This window comes from Sphingobacterium sp. ML3W (genome assembly GCF_000747525.1).
GTDB lineage: Bacteria > Bacteroidota > Bacteroidia > Sphingobacteriales > Sphingobacteriaceae > Sphingobacterium.
This window is the reverse complement of record NZ_CP009278.1, coordinates 1,288,739-1,311,604: the sequence shown is the minus strand read 5'-3', so window position 1 is coordinate 1,311,604 and position 22,866 is coordinate 1,288,739. Positions and strand designations below refer to the sequence as shown.

Annotated in this window: 23 protein-coding genes, 1 tRNA gene and 1 other RNA gene; 7 read left to right on the top strand and 18 right to left on the bottom strand. The window is 35.2% G+C overall.

Annotated features, from left to right (window positions below; genetic code table 11):
- Nucleotides 1–61: 61 nt before the first annotated feature.
- The 6 genes from KO02_RS05685 to KO02_RS05660 all read right to left on the bottom strand — a co-directional run bounded on the left by KO02_RS05685 (nucleotide 62) and on the right by KO02_RS05660 (nucleotide 5,013).
- Nucleotides 62–391, bottom strand: a complete 330-nt coding sequence (locus KO02_RS05685) for a helix-turn-helix domain-containing protein (RefSeq protein ID WP_038696596.1) — start codon at nucleotides 389–391, stop codon at nucleotides 62–64.
- 73 nt (nucleotides 392–464) lie between these two features.
- Entirely contained in the window at nucleotides 465–1,835 is a 1,371-nt protein-coding gene (locus tag KO02_RS05680; protein ID WP_038696594.1) for a Mur ligase family protein, read from the bottom strand.
- A gap of 4 nt (nucleotides 1,836–1,839) precedes the next feature.
- Nucleotides 1,840–2,682 (bottom strand): 50S ribosomal protein L11 methyltransferase, encoded by an 843-nt coding sequence (gene prmA, locus KO02_RS05675; protein WP_038696592.1) that lies wholly within the window; start codon nucleotides 2,680–2,682, stop codon nucleotides 1,840–1,842.
- Between the two features lie 9 nt (nucleotides 2,683–2,691).
- A complete protein-coding gene (tpiA, locus tag KO02_RS05670) occupies nucleotides 2,692–3,459 on the bottom strand; it encodes a triose-phosphate isomerase (RefSeq protein ID WP_038696590.1) in 768 nt (255 codons plus the stop codon).
- 6 nt (nucleotides 3,460–3,465) lie between these two features.
- Complete coding sequence (locus KO02_RS05665; RefSeq protein ID WP_051959768.1) at nucleotides 3,466–4,686, bottom strand: putative sugar nucleotidyl transferase; 1,221 nt, start codon at nucleotides 4,684–4,686, stop codon at nucleotides 3,466–3,468.
- 78 nt (nucleotides 4,687–4,764) lie between these two features.
- Nucleotides 4,765–5,013 carry a type B 50S ribosomal protein L31 gene (locus KO02_RS05660; protein WP_021189727.1) on the bottom strand — a complete coding sequence of 83 codons (249 nt, stop codon included), beginning with the start codon at nucleotides 5,011–5,013 and terminating at the stop codon, nucleotides 4,765–4,767.
- A 238-nt stretch (nucleotides 5,014–5,251) separates the two neighbouring features.
- Between KO02_RS05660 and KO02_RS05655 the strand changes: the two genes are divergently transcribed.
- On the top strand, nucleotides 5,252–5,590 hold the full coding sequence (locus KO02_RS05655; RefSeq protein WP_038696586.1) for a DUF2853 family protein: 339 nt from the start codon (nucleotides 5,252–5,254) through the stop codon (nucleotides 5,588–5,590).
- 23 nt (nucleotides 5,591–5,613) lie between these two features.
- Here KO02_RS05655 and KO02_RS05650 read toward each other — a convergent pair whose 3' ends face one another.
- Both KO02_RS05650 and KO02_RS05645 read right to left on the bottom strand, forming a co-directional pair.
- A complete protein-coding gene (locus KO02_RS05650) occupies nucleotides 5,614–6,264 on the bottom strand; it encodes a carbohydrate-binding family 9-like protein (RefSeq protein ID WP_038696583.1) in 651 nt (216 codons plus the stop codon).
- Nucleotides 6,265–6,326: 62 nt separating this feature from the next.
- Nucleotides 6,327–7,439, bottom strand: a complete 1,113-nt coding sequence (locus KO02_RS05645; RefSeq protein ID WP_038696581.1) for a phosphotransferase enzyme family protein — start codon at nucleotides 7,437–7,439, stop codon at nucleotides 6,327–6,329.
- A 252-nt stretch (nucleotides 7,440–7,691) separates the two neighbouring features.
- Here KO02_RS05645 and KO02_RS05640 point away from each other — a divergent pair, with 252 nt between their 5' ends.
- Both KO02_RS05640 and KO02_RS05635 read left to right on the top strand, forming a co-directional pair.
- Nucleotides 7,692–9,035, top strand: coding sequence for a Gfo/Idh/MocA family protein (locus KO02_RS05640; RefSeq protein WP_038696579.1), 1,344 nt, complete (start codon nucleotides 7,692–7,694; stop codon nucleotides 9,033–9,035).
- Between the two features lie 136 nt (nucleotides 9,036–9,171).
- Nucleotides 9,172–10,470 (top strand): hemolysin family protein, encoded by a 1,299-nt coding sequence (locus tag KO02_RS05635; RefSeq protein ID WP_038696577.1) that lies wholly within the window; start codon nucleotides 9,172–9,174, stop codon nucleotides 10,468–10,470.
- A 12-nt stretch (nucleotides 10,471–10,482) separates the two neighbouring features.
- Here KO02_RS05635 and trxA read toward each other — a convergent pair whose 3' ends face one another.
- The 3 genes from trxA to KO02_RS05620 are packed head-to-tail and all read right to left on the bottom strand — an operon-like array spanning nucleotide 10,483 to nucleotide 12,368.
- Nucleotides 10,483–10,779, bottom strand: a complete 297-nt coding sequence (gene trxA, locus KO02_RS05630; RefSeq protein WP_038696576.1) for a thioredoxin — start codon at nucleotides 10,777–10,779, stop codon at nucleotides 10,483–10,485.
- Nucleotides 10,779–11,510 (bottom strand): rhodanese-like domain-containing protein, encoded by a 732-nt coding sequence (locus tag KO02_RS05625; protein WP_051959767.1) that lies wholly within the window; start codon nucleotides 11,508–11,510, stop codon nucleotides 10,779–10,781. Before KO02_RS05625 ends, trxA begins: the two co-directional genes overlap by 1 nt.
- Nucleotides 11,511–11,513: 3 nt before the next feature.
- The gene (locus KO02_RS05620) at nucleotides 11,514–12,368 is read right to left on the bottom strand and encodes a glycoside hydrolase family 25 protein (protein ID WP_038696573.1); all 855 of its coding nucleotides are present in this window, start codon (nucleotides 12,366–12,368) and stop codon (nucleotides 11,514–11,516) included.
- A gap of 275 nt (nucleotides 12,369–12,643) precedes the next feature.
- Between KO02_RS05620 and KO02_RS05615 the strand changes: the two genes are divergently transcribed.
- Nucleotides 12,644–12,731: transfer RNA gene (locus tag KO02_RS05615), tRNA-Ser, on the top strand.
- A gap of 260 nt (nucleotides 12,732–12,991) precedes the next feature.
- Here the strand turns inward: KO02_RS05615 and KO02_RS05610 are convergent.
- The gene (locus KO02_RS05610; RefSeq protein WP_235212354.1) at nucleotides 12,992–13,651 is read right to left on the bottom strand and encodes a sterol desaturase family protein; all 660 of its coding nucleotides are present in this window, start codon (nucleotides 13,649–13,651) and stop codon (nucleotides 12,992–12,994) included.
- Nucleotides 13,652–13,817: 166 nt separating this feature from the next.
- A complete protein-coding gene (locus KO02_RS05605) occupies nucleotides 13,818–14,315 on the bottom strand; it encodes a hypothetical protein (protein ID WP_038696569.1) in 498 nt (165 codons plus the stop codon).
- Between the two features lie 236 nt (nucleotides 14,316–14,551).
- Between KO02_RS05605 and KO02_RS05600 the strand changes: the two genes are divergently transcribed.
- The 3 genes from KO02_RS05600 to KO02_RS05590 all read left to right on the top strand — a co-directional run bounded on the left by KO02_RS05600 (nucleotide 14,552) and on the right by KO02_RS05590 (nucleotide 16,835).
- The gene (locus tag KO02_RS05600; RefSeq protein ID WP_038696567.1) at nucleotides 14,552–14,926 is read left to right on the top strand and encodes a hypothetical protein; all 375 of its coding nucleotides are present in this window, start codon (nucleotides 14,552–14,554) and stop codon (nucleotides 14,924–14,926) included.
- A gap of 159 nt (nucleotides 14,927–15,085) precedes the next feature.
- Nucleotides 15,086–16,090 carry an acyltransferase family protein gene (locus tag KO02_RS05595; protein ID WP_158500265.1) on the top strand — a complete coding sequence of 335 codons (1,005 nt, stop codon included), beginning with the start codon at nucleotides 15,086–15,088 and terminating at the stop codon, nucleotides 16,088–16,090.
- A 76-nt stretch (nucleotides 16,091–16,166) separates the two neighbouring features.
- The gene (locus KO02_RS05590) at nucleotides 16,167–16,835 is read left to right on the top strand and encodes an HAD family hydrolase (RefSeq protein WP_038696563.1); all 669 of its coding nucleotides are present in this window, start codon (nucleotides 16,167–16,169) and stop codon (nucleotides 16,833–16,835) included.
- A gap of 15 nt (nucleotides 16,836–16,850) precedes the next feature.
- Here KO02_RS05590 and KO02_RS05585 read toward each other — a convergent pair whose 3' ends face one another.
- From KO02_RS05585 to argS, 5 genes are all read right to left on the bottom strand, one after another.
- On the bottom strand, nucleotides 16,851–18,266 hold the full coding sequence (locus KO02_RS05585; RefSeq protein ID WP_038696561.1) for a sigma-54-dependent transcriptional regulator: 1,416 nt from the start codon (nucleotides 18,264–18,266) through the stop codon (nucleotides 16,851–16,853).
- 57 nt (nucleotides 18,267–18,323) lie between these two features.
- Nucleotides 18,324–18,704: RNase P RNA component class A (gene rnpB / locus KO02_RS23095), an RNA gene on the bottom strand.
- Nucleotides 18,705–18,772: 68 nt separating this feature from the next.
- Nucleotides 18,773–19,966, bottom strand: a complete 1,194-nt coding sequence (locus KO02_RS05580) for an NAD(P)/FAD-dependent oxidoreductase (RefSeq protein ID WP_038696559.1) — start codon at nucleotides 19,964–19,966, stop codon at nucleotides 18,773–18,775.
- Between the two features lie 11 nt (nucleotides 19,967–19,977).
- A complete protein-coding gene (locus KO02_RS05575) occupies nucleotides 19,978–21,057 on the bottom strand; it encodes an oxidoreductase (protein ID WP_038702171.1) in 1,080 nt (359 codons plus the stop codon).
- 11 nt (nucleotides 21,058–21,068) lie between these two features.
- Nucleotides 21,069–22,853: an arginine--tRNA ligase gene (gene argS, locus KO02_RS05570; RefSeq protein WP_038696557.1), complete on the bottom strand. Its 1,785-nt coding sequence runs from the start codon at nucleotides 22,851–22,853 to the stop codon at nucleotides 21,069–21,071.
- Nucleotides 22,854–22,866: the final 13 nt, after the last annotated feature.

The following is a 22,866-nucleotide window of genomic DNA, read 5'->3' as shown; positions in this document are numbered from 1 at the left end:
AAGTAAGAAGGCTTGCAGAGATGATCTGCAAGCCTTTAATTATCCCAAAGGTGAATAAACCTTATTTTTTGTGTAATTGCTCGTAAAGATCGATTACTTTCTTTTGCAAGTCAATAACTTCGGTCTCACGCATCTGCACTTTTTTAGTTAATTCAGCCAACTCATTCAACGCTTCTTTATCTTCTTCCATATCGGAAGTCGATAATAGTTGAACTACTGACAAATTAAATAATTTTGAAATCTGGTTTAAACGAGAAAGATTAACATCTGTAATTCCTGTTTCAATTTTTGAAAAAGCTGGAATAGAAATATCTAGTCTTTTCGCTACATCTTCTTGGCTCCATCCTTTTTGATGGCGCAGTAATCTGATTTTTTTTCCTAATGCATTCATTTGGTAGATTTTTTTATTTACAAAACAAATATAATATAAAATAATTCCCAATCAAATAGCTTACGCAACTTTATTAATAATTCTTAAAAAAATGATCCGCGAGTTCGGTCAAATTAACCCCACTGTAATTGCCCGAACTCATCAGCAATAAATTATTGCCTTTTGATTTAAAATTCTCAAGGAATTCGTACAGGTCTTTTATATTCGTTACAATGTCCAAATCTGACCGATTAAAGGCGATTCTAATATCTTCTAGCAAATGTGTCGTACACTTATTAACCTCTTTAATTGACTCCATATTGACAAATACAACAGGGAGATCAGCTTCGTTCATCGTATCCTTATACTGGTTGACAAACTTCTCATCCAGACTGTCGTAAGCGTTCAATTCAATGATAGCAACCAATTTTTGACTTGGAAATTGCTCTTTGATTGCATGAATACTTGCCTTCAGCTTTTTGGGTGTATGATCAAAGTCTTGGTACACCACGGAACCTTCAAAACTTGCTACAAACTCCAAATAACGGATGGAACTCTTGAAAGTCTTAATGGCTTCAAAAAAATCATCTTTCTTAATCCCAAGCCACTCACATACGGTATATGCACCAGCAATATTCGACAGGTTATATTTTCCAAAAACCTGTAATGGGATATCACCTTTAGTAGCTTTTATAAATGTTGTTCCCTTATTTATCGTATATTCAGGTATTTGATAACCATGTCGATTAATTTTACAGGATTTTGTATCATTGATGATTTTCTGAATGTATTTATCTTCTTTATTATAGATCAATGTCCCTTTTGATTCTATGGTATTGATAAAATCTTCAAATTGTTTTAAGTAGTTATCAAAGGTTATCGTAGTACTGTATTCATTCCAATTAATGCCACTAATAAGTGCAATATTAGGTTTGTAAAACATAAATTTTGACTTGCTACTCAAACTGGAAGCTACATTTTCATCGCCTTCAATTAAAATAATCTTATTTGTCTTTGTTATTTCGATTAAATTATCAAAACCCTCCAACTGCGCACCCACTAAATAATCAAAAGGTCTTTCAAAAGTTTTTAACACATGCATAATCATGCTCATAATTGTGGTTTTCCCATAACTACCGGCAATGACTACACGTGTCTTATCTTGAGAAAGCTCTTGAATAAACTCCGGAAATGAATAGATCTTGAGGTCCAATTCTTGGGCCTTTAATAGTTCTGGATTATTCACAAGAGCATGAGCCCCTAAAATAACAGCATCTATATCATCCGTAATTTTTTCTTCAAACCATCCTAATTGTTCAGGTAGTAAACCTGCATCAATAAGGTGGCTACGGGAAGGTTCTACAATTTGATCATCAGACCCTGAAACCTGATGACCTTGCCTCTCCAGAGAGATCGCAAGGTTGTGCATGATACTTCCTCCTATCGCAATGAAATGTATGCGCATATTATTATTTTACTTTCACGAATTTAGCAGAACACCAATTGTCCAAAATTTTATTAGAAATAAGTTCAAAACCGATGGATTCTGCACGTTCTTTCAAAATTGATAAATCTTCTCCTTCGAAAAATCCACTAATATACAACTCCCCATTTAATCGTAAAGACTTGCTATATTGAGGAAATTGTTCCATTAGAATATTACGATTAATGTTGGCCAAAATGGCATCGAACTCGCGTCCAACAATAGTTTCATAAGATCCTAATTTTGCTTCAATATTTGTGATGTTGTTCAGGACTTTGTTTTCCTCGACACTTGCAACACAAACATCGTCAAAATCCACCGCAAATATTTCTTTTGCTTTTTTCTGCGCTGCTAATATAGCTAATATACCTGTACCACACCCCATATCCAACACTTCCTTGCCTTGAAATTCATTTTCAAGAATATAGCGAAGCATCATTGTCGTCGTTTGATGATGTCCTGTTCCAAAGGACATTTTGGGGTCAATAACGATTTCATGTGGTATTTCTGGTTTGGGATCATGGAAAGTAGCTCTAACGTAACACTGATCATCGATCATTATAGGATTAAAATTACTTTCCCATAGCTTATTCCAATTCTGTTCTTCAATGTCTTTCACCGCATAGCGAACCTCAAAACCATCTTTTTGTTTCAAGATAACTGTTTCCAAAGCTTGAAGATCAAGGTTTGCAGTAGGTATGAACCCTGCAAACCCCGATTCTCTATCTTCAAAAGTATCAAAACCTATATCAGCTAGCTCGGCAATAAACAGATCCTGTTGCCACTCTTCTCCTGCTATTCTTGTGAATATTACCTCACTGTATTTCATAATAGATTTTTACTTATTAAAAACTTTAGCAATGTCTAAGAAATCTCTTGATTTTAGAGATGCACCACCAATTAAGCCACCATCAATATCAGCTTGAGCAAATAGCTCACCTGCATTTTTAGGGTTACAGCTACCACCGTATAGAATACTCGTTGCATCTGCAATAGCTTGTCCGTAGTGCGCCGAAACAGTTGCACGGATAAATGCATGTACTTCTTGAGCTTGTTCAGGAGAAGCCGTTAAACCAGTACCAATTGCCCACACAGGTTCATAAGCCAAGATTACTTTTGAGAACTCTTCTTTTGACAGGTGAAACACAGCTTCTTCTAATTGTGTTTTTATAACGTCAAAAAACTTTCCAGACTCTCTTTCTTCTTTTGTCTCACCAATACAAAAAATCGGTAACAGACCATGCTTCAATGCAGCATCTACCTTCTCGCTTAAGATCGCATTTGTTTCTCCGAAATAAGCTCTACGTTCTGAATGCCCTAAAATAGCATACTCAACACCGATAGATTTAATTTGACTTGCAGAAATTTCACCTGTATAAGCTCCTGATTCAGCTTGGTGAATATTTTGAGCACCAACGGCAACATGAGATGCTGTTTTTGCCAATTGTGCAATACTATGTAAATGAATGAATGGGCTACAAACAATCAATTGTTGATCACCAACGATTTCATCCTTAGCCATATTCACTACTTCAGAGAATAAGCTAATTCCATCTTGATAATCCAAATTCATTTTCCAATTTCCTGCTACAATTTTTTTACGCATAATAGTTTAGTTTTTAAATGTTGATTGATTAATTTCTATAATTCTTTCAATTAGCTTTTCGTCTAATTTCCTATTTTTTGATAAAAATACAACTTCTAAATCAGAAACAAACTTTTGAATTTGATATGCTTGTTTTCCTTTCTGATAGAGCCAGCTAAATGAAGGAACAAATTTTGGATAAAAATCTGTTTCAGATAACATACAGCCCATACCTACCACCGTTCCTGTATTAAAAACAGACTGTATACCCGATCGACTAAAGTCGCCCATAAACAATCCGCATTTCATCAACCCGGTATCTCGCACAGTACCCAAACTATAATCAAACAGTTGAACCGACGATAGGTTATTTTTCAAATTTGAATTTGTTGTTCCAGCTCCTAGATTGCACCAATCACCGATAACCGAACAGCCTAAATACCCATAATGTCCCTTTGCACTAAAGTCACCTATACTCGAATTTGCGACTTCTCCTCCCACAACAGCCCCCTCACCTATAGAAACATTCCCATAGATCGTTGCCCCCATTTTGACGACTGCATTTCGGCCAATATATAAAGGCCCTCTTAGATGAGCTCCTTCCATAATATTGGCACCTTCATCAATATAGATCGGTCCTGTCTTCGTATTTAAAGTTACGCATTCCATCTCAACAGATTTTCCTACATAAAGCTGATCACCCAAAACCGTATTACTGTCTGAGTAGGCTTCGGAGAGACGCTCCCGACATAAGTCTTCATAATCTTTTGAAATTTCCGCACCAATGTTTAAATACAGATCTTCGATGAACTGTAAACGATTCAGATCTTGCCCATAGGGCACTTTTTCCACCAGTCCATTGGAGGGGTTTTCAAAATCTACTCTTAGCGCGAGCAAATCTTCGCCAGATTGAAGAGATTGACCCTTAGACAGCGATGCTAATTTTTCAATAAAAGATTCGGAAGGAATGATATTGGCAGAAACGAAATAAAGTCTGTCAGCTTTATCTGAGGATAATACAATCTGTTCGTCGATCGTCAATTTGCTCCATATGGAGTCATATAAAAAATCGGCATCTAATGCCCGTTCCCATTTATCCAATAAAGATAAAATGCCCACACGAAGTAAGGCAGTGGGTTTTACACAAGTAAATGGCCACAAAGTCTCTGCGTTAAATAGATTTTTGGATCCATTAAAACCTTGCAGATAACATGACTCTGTAGATTGATCAAATAATACAACTATCACCCTATAAAAATAACAAAAAAAACTCGATAATGAGCATTATCGAGTTTTAATATTGTGACATCCTTAGGATAACAAAAATTATTTTTTGTTATAACGGCTACGGAATTTATCAATACGACCAGCCGTATCAACCAATTTCATTTTACCAGTATAGAAAGGGTGTGAAGTATGAGAAATCTCTAGTTTCACAACCGGATATTCATTACCATCTTCCCAAGTGATTGTCTCTTTTGTATCAACACATGATTTTGTGATGAAAGAATAGTCATTTGACATATCTTTAAACACAACTAATCTGTAATTTGAAGGATGCAAATCTTTTTTCATTTTTATCTTATGATTACGTATATTCAATAATTGAGGTGCAAAGATAATTTATTAAAACCTTATTTGCAAGAATATTCCGTAACAAATATTCTAAATAAGTTATTTATTTTTTATCCTCCACGCCTACTGCAAAGATAGGTAATTTCGCATTAAAAAAGATAATTTTTGTTTCTTATTTGAGGAATATTGTTTAATTTGAACATGAATTAGAAACCGTAAATTTTAACATCACCACATTATGAGCAAATTAGATGAAAAAATCGCTGCATATATTGCAGAAGCAAAAAAACTAAATTTACCTTTGGAAGACTCGCTCATCGAGTCGGTTACGAAAGGATTAGGGCCCTCCATCTACAAAGCGGACGCTGAAACCATCGCCGCCTCCGACCCCGAAGAAATCAAGAGATTGAAATCTAATTTTCTAATCAAAAAATTAGGCTTACCTGACAACGCGAAGTTGGACGCAGCAATTGAAGAAGTCCTAAATCAGATGGGAAAATCAAATCGAAACAAGTACAGGGCACTGGTATACGCCTTGCTTGTGAAAAAATTCAAGAAAGAAAGTAGCTATAAATAACTTGAATAAGAGTCATCCAACTCTTATTCAAATACTAATTCACCAAAGAATTCGGGTAAATGAAAATTTGGAGTTGGATGATTTATTTTATTCCAAGATAAAAAATGTGGATGAGGTAAATGATCCCCACATTTATAAAAATTAGCGAAAATCGTATTTTCTTTCAAAAATGCAGACGTAATTTTATCGTGTATAAAAGCTTCAAAGGGTATATATTGAATCATACTCCATTTTGACGCTAAATGACCCCGTTCAATACATGTAAAAACTTCTACGACGTCTATCTCCTCTTCGGTCAATCTAGAGCGCTCAGCCTTATTATTTGTACCATAGCCAATCAAGCCTGCACCTATAGGGTTAAACTCAAAGTTGTAGTAGTGGTTTTTGCTGTCAAAAGAAACAAAGAATTCTACACAGCTGTCTTCCCAAATATTATCATTATGGCGATGATATTGGGCTTTTATGACCTCTTCTTCTATTTCATACTGAATAATAACTCCCCTATCATCATAAGCTATTTTAAACTTGGCTTGCGGGAAATAAGGATAATCCTCTTTCCAATTGGCAACCTCTATATTATTCCAAGAGACTGATGATAACAACCCATTTAATGATTGATAGCTTCTTAAATTATCCTGATGATCGACCGATCGAATACTGATTGATTTTGTCATATACAATAATACTAAATATAAACAAAAAGAGAGCAGAGGTAAATGCTGCTCTCTTTATTTAGTTAATCTTGTAGAACATTGCTGATAGCTGTCTTCAGCTCCTCTTCCTGTTTTTCCATTTCCTCAACTAGTTTAAGTTGTGTTTTTGTTCTAACAAGGTTATGGTCATCATACTTTGTTTTAAAATAATGATCTCCCTCTAGGTAATCGGTTAAAAAACGTACCGCTTGCATATAAGGCAGCAAAAATACCCCTTCTAACAAAGATTCCACTTCTACATCGGTCAAAAACTCCTTAGCTTCATTTAAATAACCTTCAGCATAAGCCGCATACAAAGGTATATTCAATACAATCTTAGCCAGGTCTTTTTCATCCTCCTCTACCGGATTGATAATCGTTCTGATGGCATCACCAAAATCATAAGCCACATATCCTGGCATAACCGTATCTAAATCAATTACACATTGCGCCTGATCATTTTGATCTAACAGCACATTGTTAAATTTAGTATCGTTATGCGTAATACGCAACGGAAGTTCTCCTTTGGACGCAAGAGTAAGGATCGTTTTCATCCGTTCTTCTCTCGTAAATATGAAGTCTAAAATTTCTGTGACTTCCTTAACCCGTCCCTGTGAGTCTGCAGCAATTGCACGTTTCAAATTATCCAATCGAAACTGGATATTATGAAAATTAGGCAATACTTCAACAATTTTAGTGGCATCTAAATCTGCCAACTTTAATTGAAAATCACCAAATGCTTTTCCCCCTTCAGAGGCTTGCGTTGTTGTTTCAACAACATCGTAGCTTTTTGTACCATCTATAAGAATAAACATACGCCAATAATTTCCATCCTCATCCAAAAAATATAAATCATTGGATTTTGTGGGAATAATGGTTAGCACCTTCGATTCTTGAATTTCAACCGGCAAATGGGCAATTTTTGTTTTTAAATGGTCGGTCACATGCTTAATATTTAGCATAAGCCCTTCCACATTTTGAAAAATATGATGATTAATCCTTTGTAACAGAAAGGATTTACCAATTGTATTTTTTGTTGTTACACGATATGTATCGTTGATATGTCCTGAACCAAAAGCATCTACACTAATGATATCTTCACCTAAAGAAAACGCAGTTGCAGCTCTCAGACCATTTATTTGATTCGAATTTGACATTAAAAATTATACTAACTATAAATAATTAAGTTTTTAACTGGATTGCAATATCCCAAATAGTTGTGAAAAGTGCTAATTAAATATCAACACAAACGTTTGTTCTTTTTTTTCATTTTAGACAAACGTTTGCATGTTAAGTTTCTATTACCATTTTTATATATTTGTTTAATAGCGAATTAAGTTATATCGCACTAAACTCATAAAGTAATTAAACGGGGCAATTTAATACCCTGATTATAAAGTACAAAAATTATGGACAGAAGAAATTTCATAAAATCTACAGCACTTACAACTGCTGGATTGGGTATCCTTTCCAGTACAGATTTATTTGCAAAAGGTGGTAAGGTAAGATTAGCATTTATAGGTGTGGGTCTTAGGGGGCGTAACCATGTTGCTATCGCATTAAATCGTGAAGATGTAGAAATTGTTGCAATTTGCGACACACAAGAAGAGTCTTTATCACAGTGCCGCAAGCAATTTGATAAAAAAGGAACTAAACTTCCTAAAGAATATACTGGTGGTATCGATGCTTACAAAAAAATGCTAAGCAAAGAAAAACTTGATGCTGTCATCATTGCTACGCCATGGGAATTTCATAAAGATCAAGCAATTGATTCTATGAAAGCTGGATTATATGTTGGTTGCGAAGTAATAGCAGGTTTAACAGTACAGGACCACTGGGATGTTGTAAAAGCGTCTGAAGAAACAGGAAAGCCTTACATGACTTTAGAGAATGTTGCTTACCGTCGTGATGTCCTTGCTGTTCTAAATATGCACCGTCAAGGCTTATTTGGTGAATTACTTCATTTAGAAGGTGGTTACCAACATGATTTACGCGAAGTACTTTTCAATGATGGTAAAAGCTATTACGGAAAAGGTGTTGAGTTTGGTCCGCAAACAATTTCGGAAGCGCAATGGCGTACAAAATATAATGTTGAACAAGACGGTGATTTATACCCTACACATGGTTTAGGTCCTATCCTTCCTTTTATTGACATCAATGCAGGAAATCGTTTTACACATTTAACTTCTTACTCAAGTAAAGCTAGAGGTTTGGCATCTTACGTAGAAAAACAATCTCCAGGCCACCCGAATGCAAAATTGAATTATAAAAATGGAGATATCACCCAAACTATGATTCAATGTCAAAATGGTGAAACGATTTTATTGACACACGATACGCATTTACCAAGACCTTACTCAATCGGTTTCCGTGTACAGGGTACAGAAGGTATCTGGATGGATGTGGCTCAAGGTATCCATATTGAAGGAAAATCAAAACCACATACTTGGGATCCAGCAAAAGAATGGGTAGATAAATACGACCACCCTATCTGGAAAAAGTATGAAGAGTTAGCAACGGGTTCTGGACACGGTGGCATGGATTGGTTTGTATTCAACTCCTTCATCCAAGCGACTAAATTAGGAAAACAAACTCCTTTTGATGTGTATGACTCTGTTACAATGAGTGCCGTATTCCCATTATCTACTGAATCAATCAAACAAGGTAATAAAACTGTTGAATTCCCTGATTTCACATCAGGAAAATGGAAAACAAAGAAAAACACCTTTATGCTAGATGATAGCGGTTTATAAACACAAAAAAGGCTTCTAAATTAGAAGCCTTTTTTGTTTCCCCAAGAGCGTTAATGTGCTTAAAACAAAGCCTCTTATTTTTTTTACGGTTAAACTTCCTAAAAATCACTATATTTAGCCTAAGTAGAAAAAAAACATGCTCACAGAAGTACTTATTATATTAGCTCTTATTATCCTTAACGGAGTATTATCGGCATCCGAAATTGCTATCGTTTCCAGCAGAAAAGCGAGATTACAAGCAGAATCTGACAAAAACAATCCGGCTGCAAAAATAGCCCTGGCCCTCAAAGAATCTCCTAATAACTTTTTATCAACCGTCCAAATCGGGATAACATTAATCGGTATTCTAACGGGTTTCTTTAGCGGGGGAAGTGTTGCCGTTTACCTTAAGGAAATATTTAGTCAAATACCTTTATTAGCACCCTATAGCGAACAACTTTCTGTTATAATCGTGGTGTTCATTATTACTTTCTTTTCATTGGTACTAGGAGAACTCGTGCCGAAAAGAATTGGTATGTCTATTCCCGAAAAATATGCGATGATCATTGCTTACCCAATGAATCTTCTGAGCAAAATTGTTCGTCCATTTGTATGGCTGCTCAGTATTGCAACAGACTTTATCGTCAAATTATTGAATATTAAAATAACACACAATGCAGTAACTGAGGAAGAAATCAAAGCTTTGGTAGATGAAGGAGTGGACAGTGGAGCTATTGAAGGAATCGAACATGACATTGTAGACCGTCTTTTAAGCCTAGGTGATAAAAAGGCTATGAATCTGATGACGCATAGGAGCAATATCGCTTTCTTGGATTTAGAAGATAGCTTCGAGGAAAATCGTCATATTATCATGAATACCGAACATACGATGTATCCTGTTTGCAAAGGGAACTTAGATAACATCATAGGTGTGGTACATGTCAAAAAATTACTATCGCAATACTTGAAAGAAAAACCTATCGATCTGAATCAATTGGTAGAACCGATAAAGTTTGTAAATGAGCATAGTTCTGCTTATAGTATTTTAACCGCTCTTAGGGCTTCGCATATTCATCAAGCAATTGTTATTGATGAATATGGGTCTCCACAAGGGATTATTACGCTTCGAGATATTCTCTCGGACCTTGTTGGTAATCTTCCTGAAGATCAATCGAAGGATAGGCCACGTATTAGAAAGCGTGAGGATGGCTCATATATTGCAGATGGACAATACCAGTTGGATGATTTTTTAGAAAAGTTTGAAATAGGCCTTTCTGAAGAGGATGAAGATGAAATAAATAACATCACCACATTGGGTGGATTGGTCTTTTTACTACTTGACCATGTACCTCTTGAAGGCGAGCAGGTTAATTATAAAAATATAGAATTCGAAGTGCTGGATATGGATGGCAATCGAATTGACAAAATTTCATTCAGAATAAAAGGAGATGTTTAAACATCTCCTTTGTTATTTGTGTGAATCAATAAGTTTATGCAGATCAGCTTTAGTAATCATTCCACTTTGCCTCCATATTTGTTCACCATTTTTGAACAATACGAATGTCGGAACTCCACTAACCTTATAGATAGAAGCAATCTTAGGGTTTTTGTCCACGTCAATTTTAATAATTGACAAACCTTCATCATAAAACTCTTTTACATCTTGTAAAATTGGCGCCATCGTCTGACATGGACCACACCAAGTTGCGAAAAAGTCTACCAATACAACCTCATTAGATTTAATTATCTCATCGAATGTAGCCATTATTTATCCTCCTTTATTTTTTTCAATGCTTGATACCCTCCTTGGACATTAATTACATTTTCAACACCCTTTGCTTTTAATATGGATATGGCAATCATACTGCGATATCCGGAAAGACATTGAACATAATAATTTTTATCATGAGGTATATCAACATTAAAGTTATACAAATCTTTTAAGGGAAAATTCATCGCATTGTCAATATGCTCATTTATAAACTCTTTTTCGGATCTAACGTCTATTATTTGACCTGAGGTTGATAAATCATAATAAGCTTTTGCGGAAACTTCGACAATCGAATCAAGTTTATTTTCAAGTTTATAAGCTTCAACCCCTTCAGCAAGATATCCTAAAACATGGCTATAGCCCAATTCTAAAAGTGTAGCAGTTACCTGAGCAAGCCCTGCTTGATCAGAAATCAAAACAAGTGATTGATCCTTATTCGGAAATACTTTTGATACCCAAGCTTTAAATGGTCCATTCCATCCTACATAAATAGAATTTGGTACATGACCTGCTGCAAATTCTCCTGTTGAACGCGTATCCAAAACTATTGCACCTGATGCGACCAAATCTTTGAATTCATCTACATCTAAACGAGCTAGCGGAATGCTGTCTATGGGTAAGGCACAAGCTATATTTAAGGAATTGGGTTTAGCGTAACTAACCTGTAGATTAGCTACTGTAACTAAAACCAATAATGTGCTAATTTTTATATAAGTATTTTTCATTTTCTAATTTTTAAAAGGGATTGTTAATGCTTCCAACTCTCCAATAGAACCATTAAAGATATTTAAATCTACATTTCCTCTAATTCCAGTCACTGTTCCTTTTTCTGAAAATTGCCAAAAATTCCAATGATCCCTTAAATCCTCTACCCAAAAATTATAATTCGCAATCCACAAAACGTAATTACTAAATTCTTGCTGTAAAAAATCACTGAAATATTTATCTCCAGAATACAAAATAGGCTTAACTTTATAATGCACCTCGACTTCATCTAACCAGCGTTTTAAACCGACTTTTAAACTATCCATGGATTGTCCTTTAGGCATTTCCTCTATATCTAAAACGGGTGGCAAGTCGCCTGGCTCAAGCTTAACAGTCTTTATAAAATTCTTAGCCTGTTTGACAGAATTCTCGTTGGGTCTGAAATAATGGTATGCTCCCCTCAGATTTGCTCGCGTAGCGGCGGCATTCCAATTATCATCAAACCGTTCATCTTTATTAACCTCGCCCATCGTCGCCCTCATAAATACAAAATCTATAGGAAATTGATCATTTATTGTATTCACTTCGATCCACTTTATTTCGCCTTGATATTGCGAAATATCAATACCAAAAACTTTATCTGAATGTCTATTCATAATCTCCACATTCCGAATATCGTATTTCGCTTCCTTATCAACAATCCCATGTTTCCCCTTCCATGAACCTATATAATAACGAATACCAGCACGATAATGCCAAGAAAAAATCAAAAGAATCAACAGTACAAATATGCCTAAACATACGATGTAATGCCATTTTTTGGTTTTAAAACCTGTCAGACGATTCGTTTTTTGACCTTGCGTTTTTTTCTTTACCATTCGGCAATGAATTTAACCTTTGTTTCACAAAAAATCAAAATAAATATTTTAAATCAAATGATCTTCAGTCTAACATAAAATCCAAATAAATAAATCGTCAATAAAAACTCAATAATCCAAATATTTCCATTTTTCAAAAGCCATTTTCATAGATTATAATGCCCTTTTTAGCATTTTTTATGCTAAAAAAAACATCACAAAAATTAATCTACCTCATTTTCAATGGAGTAAAAAATAAGTTTTGGTGACTAAATAAATTTTTCTACTTTTGTGGCGGAGAGCTGGCAGAGTGGTCGAATGCGGCAGTCTTGAAAACTGTTGACTGTCATAGGTCCGGGGGTTCGAATCCCTCGCTCTCCGCCAACAAAAAATAAAGCCCAACTGTAAAGTTGGGCTTTTGTTGTATATCGGGTTTTGCAAGCTTGCTTAAACAAAATCTATATACAACAAAAAAGAATGAGCGAAGCGAGTGGCTTTATTTTTTGATGAAGCCTTCCCCATTTAGGGCTCAAGTATTAATCCCTCGCTCTCCGCCAACAAAGAATAAAGCCCAACTGGTAAAGTTGAGCTTTATTCTTTTAAGACTTCTCCGTTTAAGGTTCATATTTCATTTTTACGAACCTTTATTTATCTGTCTGCACTTTATCGCTATGTTCCTTCTCTTTTGGAAAGCCCGAACGCATCACTTCATCCCACAAGGCAGAGCTAACACCAAATCCATGTTCTGGATCAGAATAATGATGTAACATATGATGCTGTTTAATACGCTTGAAAATTCCACTTTTAAAATTCGCATGGTGCATCGCATAATGACATTCATCATATATTAAGTAACCAATCATAAAGCCAGAGAAAAAAGCTGCTAATATAATATCCGAACTAAAAAAGAACGTAAATAAATAATATACCAATGCAGCTAGTGGAATACTAGCAGATAAAGGCATAACCAATCTTAGCCTATCCTTAGGATAATCATGGTGAACACCATGGAAAATAAATGCAATTCTCTTACCCCATTGACTCGTCGGATGATAATGAAAAATCCAACGGTGCAAAGCATATTCAAATAATGTCCAGAAGGCAAGTCCAAACACAAAATACTGCATATAACTCAGAATACTGAGATCACCGGGACCTATTGCTTTCCATGTAAAATAACCAATCACAGGTAAATAGAATATAAGAGGAACGCTCCAATGAACTTTTGTCAATGACTCTAAAAAATCATTTTTAAACATTCTCGAAGAGTCGGTCGAATTCGAAACAAAATTACGCTTAGCCATACTATCAAATTATGAATACAACAGTTATAGATTAACTCCTGCAAAAATAATAATTAAAAAAAATATATAAACCTCGATTCATCAAGTTAAAGTCAAATTACTGACTTTTCATAATAAAAAGTTAAATTGACGAATAAAAAACATTTTAGGTAAAACATGTAAAATATTACCTCAACATCTCTTTTAGTTCGGCATCACTGAAACAATTTGCTCCTTTTATATATTTATATATAATCTCCTTTGCATCATGAGGTTGGAGCGTATAAAGATTAGCTACAATATATTTTTTATCTTCATTGATGTCGCCACTATAATTTAAGATAGATGGTGCATGTATCTGTACGCTCCACCTTATAAAACGCAATTCCACATTATTCGGATCTTGCTTAATTAAGCTTTCTAATAAATTTTTCCCTTTCTTAAATTGACCAACCTTCTTAAATGGATTGCCAATATGTTTTGCATATACCATTTCATACACGGCTAAATACCCCTTATCCGTAGTGGCTTTAGCTTTCGCTCGCAGTACATTCAAATTATTTTCACAGATATCTTCATCTTTTACTGCTAATGAATATTCTTTACGAATCTTAAGAAGGTTTAAATCCTGAGCAGAAACCTGTGATGAAATCATTAAAAAAAATATCAGAATCTTTACTGCCATAATTGTCGCGTTTAAATGAATAAAATAAGTCTATATTCTAGCTCTCTTAAAACTAGTGAAAAATTACTTTTAATTTCAAAAAATCATTTAACATATTCAATTATCATACCATATCCGTATAGAAGTCATACAAATAGCTTCTTATTAAGTTCTAAAATAAATAAAAACAAAATTTGATTACTAATTGTTTTTACTTATATTTATATAACCGATTATATAAAAAAAACAGCTGAACTATGGAAGCATCTGTAGAATATGAAATTTGGGATAGTATTGTTAATAGTGCCAAAACAAGGTTTGACTACAATCATATTTTATCCCTATTTAAAAACACTGATAGTGAAATTATAGATAAATTTTTATTCCATGTACTTGTGGCATTTGCTTGCGGTGAAGAACATGCAACAATTTCAACAAATCTATTCAATGAATTACAACAAATCGGCTTTGATTGCTCTGAGCAACAAATTGATCAATTCATTGCAGATAAACATGAAAGATTTAATATTGAAATTTATGCAACCTATATTGCTTTTTCACTTCTCGAAGATGGTGAAGATCCGGAAACAATTACAGCTACTATTCATAATTTATTAAAAAAACCAGAGTGATTCAAAGTCATAAATGCCTTTAAACTTACGATGTGATTGAATAGTTAATCATCATATCAACTTATTTTTCAGCCTGATAAATTTTATTTTCGAAAATAAGAGCATTTTGTATATTTCGAAAGTTAACCTATTTACTATCTTCGCAAAAAAAAGATGGTGGTGGAAAGAGATAAATCAATTGATATTATTCGCAGTATAGGTCTAATCTGCATTATACTGGCACATATCAATCCACCATTTACAATCTTTCAAATCCGTAATTTTGATGTTCCCTTGATGATTTTCATTTCGGGCTATTTATTTGGTGATAAGAATCAAACTTTCAATTCTCTGAATGATTTCAGCTCATACCTGTGGAAACGTTTTGTACGTCTTGTGATTCCTGTTTGGTTATTTCTATCGGTATTTTACAGCATTCAATATGCATTTCCTTTTCTATTCAAGATTAATTACACAGATTTTCCAGACATTATGATATCCAGTTATATGCTGATGGATGGATTTGGCTATGTTTGGATTATACGTGTTTTTTTAATGATTGCTATTCTAGGGCCATTGTGTAGTCGTATCATAAAGAACCAATGGCAATTATTGTTATACTACATTACCTATGAAATCATTATTTATTATTCGGCACAACTCTTTGAATCAAGTACACAAAAATATATTGATCAATTCGGGACATACAGTCTAGGTTTTCTGATTTTTTTCATGTTAGGAACACAATATAAAGGATATACCAAAAAGACAAAATTTATACTGTTTATTGCCTCAGCACTCATTAGTATCATTGGCCTAAGCCATTCTATATGGTGCTTAACTGAGCCGTTTGATATAGGTGCGCTCAAATACCCCCCACGCTCTTTCTATATCTCTTATGCCATTACAATTTTTTGCCTTATCTTTTGGTTCAAACCAATTATTCAAAAAATGAATGTGCCCATATTAAATTTCATTGGGTCCTCAACGATTTGGATTTATTTGTGGCATATCTTATTTCTACTTCTAATAAATTTTGACCTGTGGTATATAAATGGCATAATGATCCTATCTCTTTCTATAGTAACAACATTCCTACAACAAAAAACAGTTGAAAAAGTCATAATGAGGTTTAGAATATCCAATAAGCATGCTAAACATATTCGCATCATCTTTTGTTCATAGATTATTTCATGCAGAGATGACATAACATTAACCATGTCTGTTATTGATTCTGGCACCAAAGATGTAACTTAGCTGTATGAATAAGTATGCCGTCATTTTTGATATGGATGGAGTAATATGTCACACCAATCCCTATCACGCAAAAGCTTTTGAAGCTTTTTTCAAAAAATACAATATTGAAAGTAATGAAAGAGAGTTTGAAGAGCACATGTATGGAAAGCATAATAGCTACATCATGCAACATTTTTTCAAAAGACCTATATCACCTAAAGAGCTAATTGATTTAGAATCAGAAAAAGAAGCATTATTCAGAACTATTTATAAAGATGAAATTTCTCCAATAAATGGTTATTTAGAATTTTTGGAAGAGTTAAAAAGTAATGATTTTAAGACCGGAGTAGCGACTTCAGCACCAAGACAAAATATGAATCTAATTTTGGATGCTCTTGATATTAGGTCTAAAATGGGTTCTCTTTTATGTAGTGAGGATGTCACTTTACATAAACCTCACCCCGAAGTTTATTTAAAATCAGCTGACAATTTACAGGTAGACCCAAAAAACTGTATCGTTTTTGAAGATTCATTCTCAGGGATTACAGCAGGAATTAATGCAGGAATGACAGTTGTAGCAGTATTATCTACTCATACTAAACAGCAATTACCTCCTTGCCCTGCCTATATCAATGACTATACAGAAATATCAGTGAGTAAAATATTAGAATTAAAAAAAGGGCTTGATTACTAAAATCAAGCCCTTTTTTTAATCTCTTTTTAAACCGAATTTTTCAATTTTGCTATACAAATGACTCCGTTGTATATCTAAGTCATCAGCAGTCTTGGAAACATTCCAGGTATTTTTTTCTAATTTATATTTGATAAATTCTTTTTCTGCGAAATCTTTAAAATCCTGAAAAGATGCGAAATGGTCCAAATCGACCTGTCCTCCATTTTGCTTTCCATTGTTAGATCCATTCTCGATATCCGCATGAGCAGAAATAGCATTAACTGTATTCGAAGGATTTGCGAATGCAATAACATCTCTATCTGTAATTGATTTATCACTTAAAATAATCAAACGTTCGATCATGTTACGTAATTCACGAATATTACCTGTCCATGGCAAGTTACATAATTCCTTTAATGCGGCAGCAGTAATTTCCTTAATCGGAACGCCATACTCATTACAGATTTCTTCGCAAAAATTCTTCGACAATAAAGGAATATCATCTACTCGTTCAGTCAAAGAAGGTACGTGAATAAGAATAACAGAAAGACGGTGATACAAATCCATTCTAAAATTTCCTGCATCAATTTCCTTAAGTAAGTTTTTATTTGTAGCTGCAACAACTCTTACATTGACCTCGATTTCCTTATCACCACCTACCCTTGTAATCTTATGTTCTTGCAAAGCCCGGAGCACCTTCGCCTGAGCTGAAAGGCTCATATCGCCTATTTCATCCAAAAATAGGGTACCATTGGTCGCTAATTCAAATTTACCAAGACGTTGCTTTATAGCAGAAGTAAAAGACCCTTTTTCATGGCCAAACAACTCAGATTCTATAAGTTCAGAAGGAATTGCAGCACAGTTAACCTCCACAAGAGGACCTTCTGCACGATTAGATTTCTCATGTAGCCATCTTGCAACCAATTCTTTACCCGCTCCATTAGCCCCAGTGATCAGCACACGTGCATCAGTTGGCGCAACACGGTCGATTGTTTCTTTGATTCGCGTAATAGCGTCAGATTTACCTAGGATTTCCTTGGTCTTATAACTTGTTACCTTTTTCTTTAAAACTTTGGTTTCCGTTACTAAAGAGACTTTTTCTAAACCATTTCTTACTGTAATCAATAAACGGTTTAAATCAAGTGGTTTCTCTAAAAAGTCAAAAGCACCTTTTTTTGCAGCCTCGACAGCAGTTTCTATTGTACCATGACCTGAAATCATAATAAAAGGAAGATCGGGATTTGTTTTTTGAGCTGTTGCCAAAACCTCCATACCATCCATCTTATTCATTTTTATATCGCAAAGAACAAGATCAATTTTCTCCTTTTTAATGATTTCTAAGGCATCAATACCATTATCTACATCCAATATATGATAATCTTCATATTCTAAGATATCTCTTAGTGAATTTCTGATTGCCCGTTCGTCATCAATAATTAATATTGTACTCATAAATAAGTGTTATTACTCTTCTTTAAAGGTTATCTAAACTATTGGTAATATAGTAAAAAAGAAGCAAACCTTATAAGCCGGGTTCTGTAAACCGAAAAAATCGGAGTTTCTATCATTTATCTAGGCTAGTCATTACTGACTAGCTCCATCAACCTACCCATTACGAATCTTAGCCTAAACTAAAAGAAGACGAGCAGCCTTCGAATTTCGTAACCTATTTGGTCTTTCAACACACGAGGTTTACCGCAATGCATGTCGCCATGCAAGACCGTGAGCTCTTACCTCACATTTTCACCCTTACTCCGAAAAGCGGTATATTTTCTGTGGCACTTTCTGTCTACTATTAAATAGCATCCTTCCCGTTAGGAAGCGTGTTGCTCTGCGTTGCCCGGACTTTCCTCTCCTCCTCAAGGGAGCAGCGATAGAACCAGTTTGCTTCTTCTGCAAAGGTAGGATTTAGATTGATAATATAGGACCTTTAAATAAAGAAAAGATACAAGTTCTTATTAAAGTGCCTGTGCGATCGCATAACCCGATGCCCAAGCCCATTGAAAATTATAGCCCCCTAACCAGCCTGTGACATCCACCGCTTCACCTCCAAAAAACAAACCTGGGACCTGCTTGCTCTCCAAAGTCTTAGCACTTAGTTCAGCTGTTGACACACCCCCACGCATCACTTCTGCTTTATCGTAACCCTTATCACCAGCAGGTTTCACTCTAAACTTATGAATGGTATCAATGATTAATTTTGCATCTGCCTTACTTAAAGACGCAATTTTAGTTTCTAAGGGTAAAAACTTACCTAATGCCTCTACCATTCGCTTCGTAAAGTAATCATTCAGCATATTAGACACCAATCGCTTGCCACCTTCATTACGTTCTTCTTTTATTATTTTCTCCAATTTAAACTGGGGCAATAGGTCGATGTAAAGCTCTTCACCAGCTCGCCAATAAGACGAAATCTGTAAAATAGCAGGACCACTTAATCCCCAATGGGTAAAAAGTATATTCTCTTCGAAACTAATTTTTTGATTGTAAACTCTTGAAAAGACCGAATTTCCTGCTAGAGAAGCATACCACTCCGCTTCTTTCCCAGTAATCGTTAAAGGGACTAGAGCTGGTGCTGTTGGTATGATTGACAGATCAAATTTCTTTGCCGTACGAATGGCAAAGTCCGAAGCTCCCAATTTAGCTACAGGTAAACCACCACTTGCCATAACCACTTTTTTTGTCCTTAACTGTTGTTCACCTTTCACACCTTCAATTGTCAAAACAAATCCGTCATCTGACTTATCTATTGCTTTAACAACAGTATTTAACATTATATCCTGATCGGTTTCAAACAAAATTTTAGTGAATATTGCGACCACATCTTTTGCTTTATTAGTTGAAGGAAATAATTGTCCCAGGGTTTTCTCCTCTCCATAGATACCATGAGATTCAAAAAAAGTCAAGGTATCCTCGACTGTCCATTGGCTAAAAGCGGACTTTAAAAACTGTGGATTTTCAGAAACAAAATTATCAATGTTGGTGCCCAAATTGGTGTAATTACATCTGCCTCCACCTGAAATTAAAATTTTAGCACCTACTTTTTCATTTCGCTCAATTACTAGGGTACGTTTACCTAACAATCCAGCTTGAGCAGCACACATAAGCCCACACGCTCCCCCTCCCACTATAATGGCATCATACTGCTTCATATTCCTATTCTTTAATAAGCGATTAATTGGTCATCTAATGAAACAACGCGACGTTCTTCTTGACTCTGCATTCCGAGTTCGATGATACGAATTACATCACGACCTTGCTCAGCAGTAACGATAAGTGAAGCTCTTCCCAGAATAGCATCTGCTATATTTTGGTAATAATCTGGATAGCTACCACGCTTTGAAGGTACGATCTCTTCTACATCTTCACCATTCCAGAGTAAGTTTAACTTTCCATAAATAGATGGATCTTCCTCACCCCAATTTGAATCCTCATCCGGAAATGCTCCTGCGCGCAACAATGCTTCTTGTGGATCTACTCCATTTTTCAAAAAATTACCATTCAGTGCAAAAATCGTGTACCGAGGCGTAGGTTCTTTTGCTAGCATCCCTCCCTTTAATGAAACACGCATTTCTGGATAGTACAAAAGCAATTCAAAATTATCAATCGCTTTTGCTCCTGGTCTCTGAATTGTCAAATCAGCAAATACGCCATTGGGTTTACCGAATAGTTGTAATGTCTGATCGATCAAGTGTGCACCTAGATCATAAAAAATACCAGATCCCGGTAAATTATCTTCGCGCCACGCATTTGGTCTGAGGTGATTACGAAAACGATCGTAACGAACTTCAAAGTTTTTAATGCTTCCTAGGCGTTCATCGTGGATCACATCGCGAATGGTTCTGAAATCCGAATTGAACCTTAAGTTATGATATACAGATAAAATTTTACCTTTTTCTTTTGCCAAAGCAATCAATTCATCAGCCTGTTCAGATGTATTGCAAAATGGTTTTTCAACAACCACATGCTTCCCTGCCAGCAATGCTTGCTTTGCAAAAGGATAGTGCATATCATTCGAAGTTGCTATGACCACCAAATCGATGGACGCATCTTCTAATATCGAATCGATATGATCTACAGCAATAGCCGTAGGGTATTGCTCTCTTAAAATTACTTTTTGCTCTTCTTTTCGAGCAGTTACTTTTACTAATTCCAAATCAGGAATAGACCGCATAACAGGGGCATGAAAGACTTGCCCTGAAATACCAAACCCAACTAAACCAACACGAATTTTTTGATCCATAATCATATAAATTACATACGTTCAGGAACTTCAATTCCTAGTAAACTCATTCCTTTAGCAATAATTTTTGCAGCAGAAGCCGATAGATGTAAACGGAAGTTTTTTACTTCTTCAATTTCAGCCTTCAAAATAGTCTCCTCATGATAAAATTTATTGTACAATTTTGCAACATCATAAATGTAATTGGACATTTGAGCAGGACTAAATTCTTGAGCTGAGATAGCGATTACGCTCGGGAAATTCCCCAAAGTCATAATCAAATCACGTTCATATGCTGATATAGAGGCAGGAGTTGAGACCGCAGAGCATTCCTCAAAATTTGCTTTAGAAAGCACAGACTTAATACGAGCATAAGTATACTGGATAAACGGGCCAGTGTTCCCTTGAAAGTCAACTGACTCCTTAGGATCAAATAATAGACGTTTCTTTGGATCTACCTTTAATAGGAAATATTTTAATGCTCCCATACCGATGGTATTATAAAGCACATTTTTATTTTCTTCTGAAAAGCCTTCAGTTTTACCCAATTCCTCGGTACGCTCTTTCGCAGTCTCGATCATCTCTTTCATCAAGTCATCCGCATCAACAACAGTTCCTTCGCGAGATTTCATTTTACCAGAAGGTAAATCCACCATTCCATAAGATAGATGTAATAAACCATCGGCCCAAGGTTTGCCTAATTTTTTCAAAATTAAAAACAACACCTTGAAATGGTAATCTTGTTCATTTCCCACTACGTAAATAGAATCATTCATCTTGAATTCATCATATTTCAATTGTGCAGTACCCAAATCCTGAGTGATATAAACCGAAGTTCCATCGCCGCGTAATACTAACTTTTCATCTAAACCTTCGGCAGTCAAATCAATCCAAACAGAATTATCTTCTTTCGTAAAGAAGACACCACTATCCAAACCTTCTTGGATGATATCTTTTCCTAACAAATAGGTATTTGACTCGTAATAATATTTATCGAAGTTAACGCCCAACTGATTATACGTTTTTTCGAAACCTGCATACACCCAGTTGTTCATCGTTTTCCAAAGGCCTATCACTGCTTCATCACCAGCCTCCCATTGTTGTAACATTGCTTGCGCCTCTTTAATCAAAGGAGCATTCTTTTTGGCATCTTCTTCAGTTTGACCTTCAGCTTTTAGTGCCTCTATTTCTTTTTTATATTCTTTGTCAAAGACAACATAATATTTTCCCACCAAGTGGTCGCCTTTCATACCTGTTGACTCTGGAGTTTCACCATTTCCAAACTTCTGCCATGCAAGCATAGATTTACAAATGTGAATACCACGATCATTGACCAAGTTAGCTTTTATCACTTCATAACCATAAGCCTTTAAAAGCTCTGCCACAGAATAACCTAATAAGTTGTTTCGAATATGTCCTAAGTGAAGTGGTTTATTGGTATTAGGAGAAGAGTACTCCACCATTAATCTTTTTCCATTCGACGGAAAAACTCCAAAATCACTTTTAACGATAGTCTCATTTAAAAGCGTGATCCAATATTGATCAGCAAGACAAATATTAAGGAAACCCTTGATGACATTGAAATCAGTTATCGCTGTTATATGAGCTTTCAAATATTCACCTATCTCCGTACCTGTTTGCTCAGGAGATTTCTTAGAAAATCGGGTAACAGGAAAAGTTACGATTGTAATTTGTCCTTCAAACTCTTTGCGTGTCTCTTGCAAAGCAATTTGATTTTCAGAAATATCTGCATTATAAAGCTGTTTTACAGCTTGAACAGTGACTTCAATAAGTCTGTTTTGAATAGAATTCGCCATGTAATGATTAAGT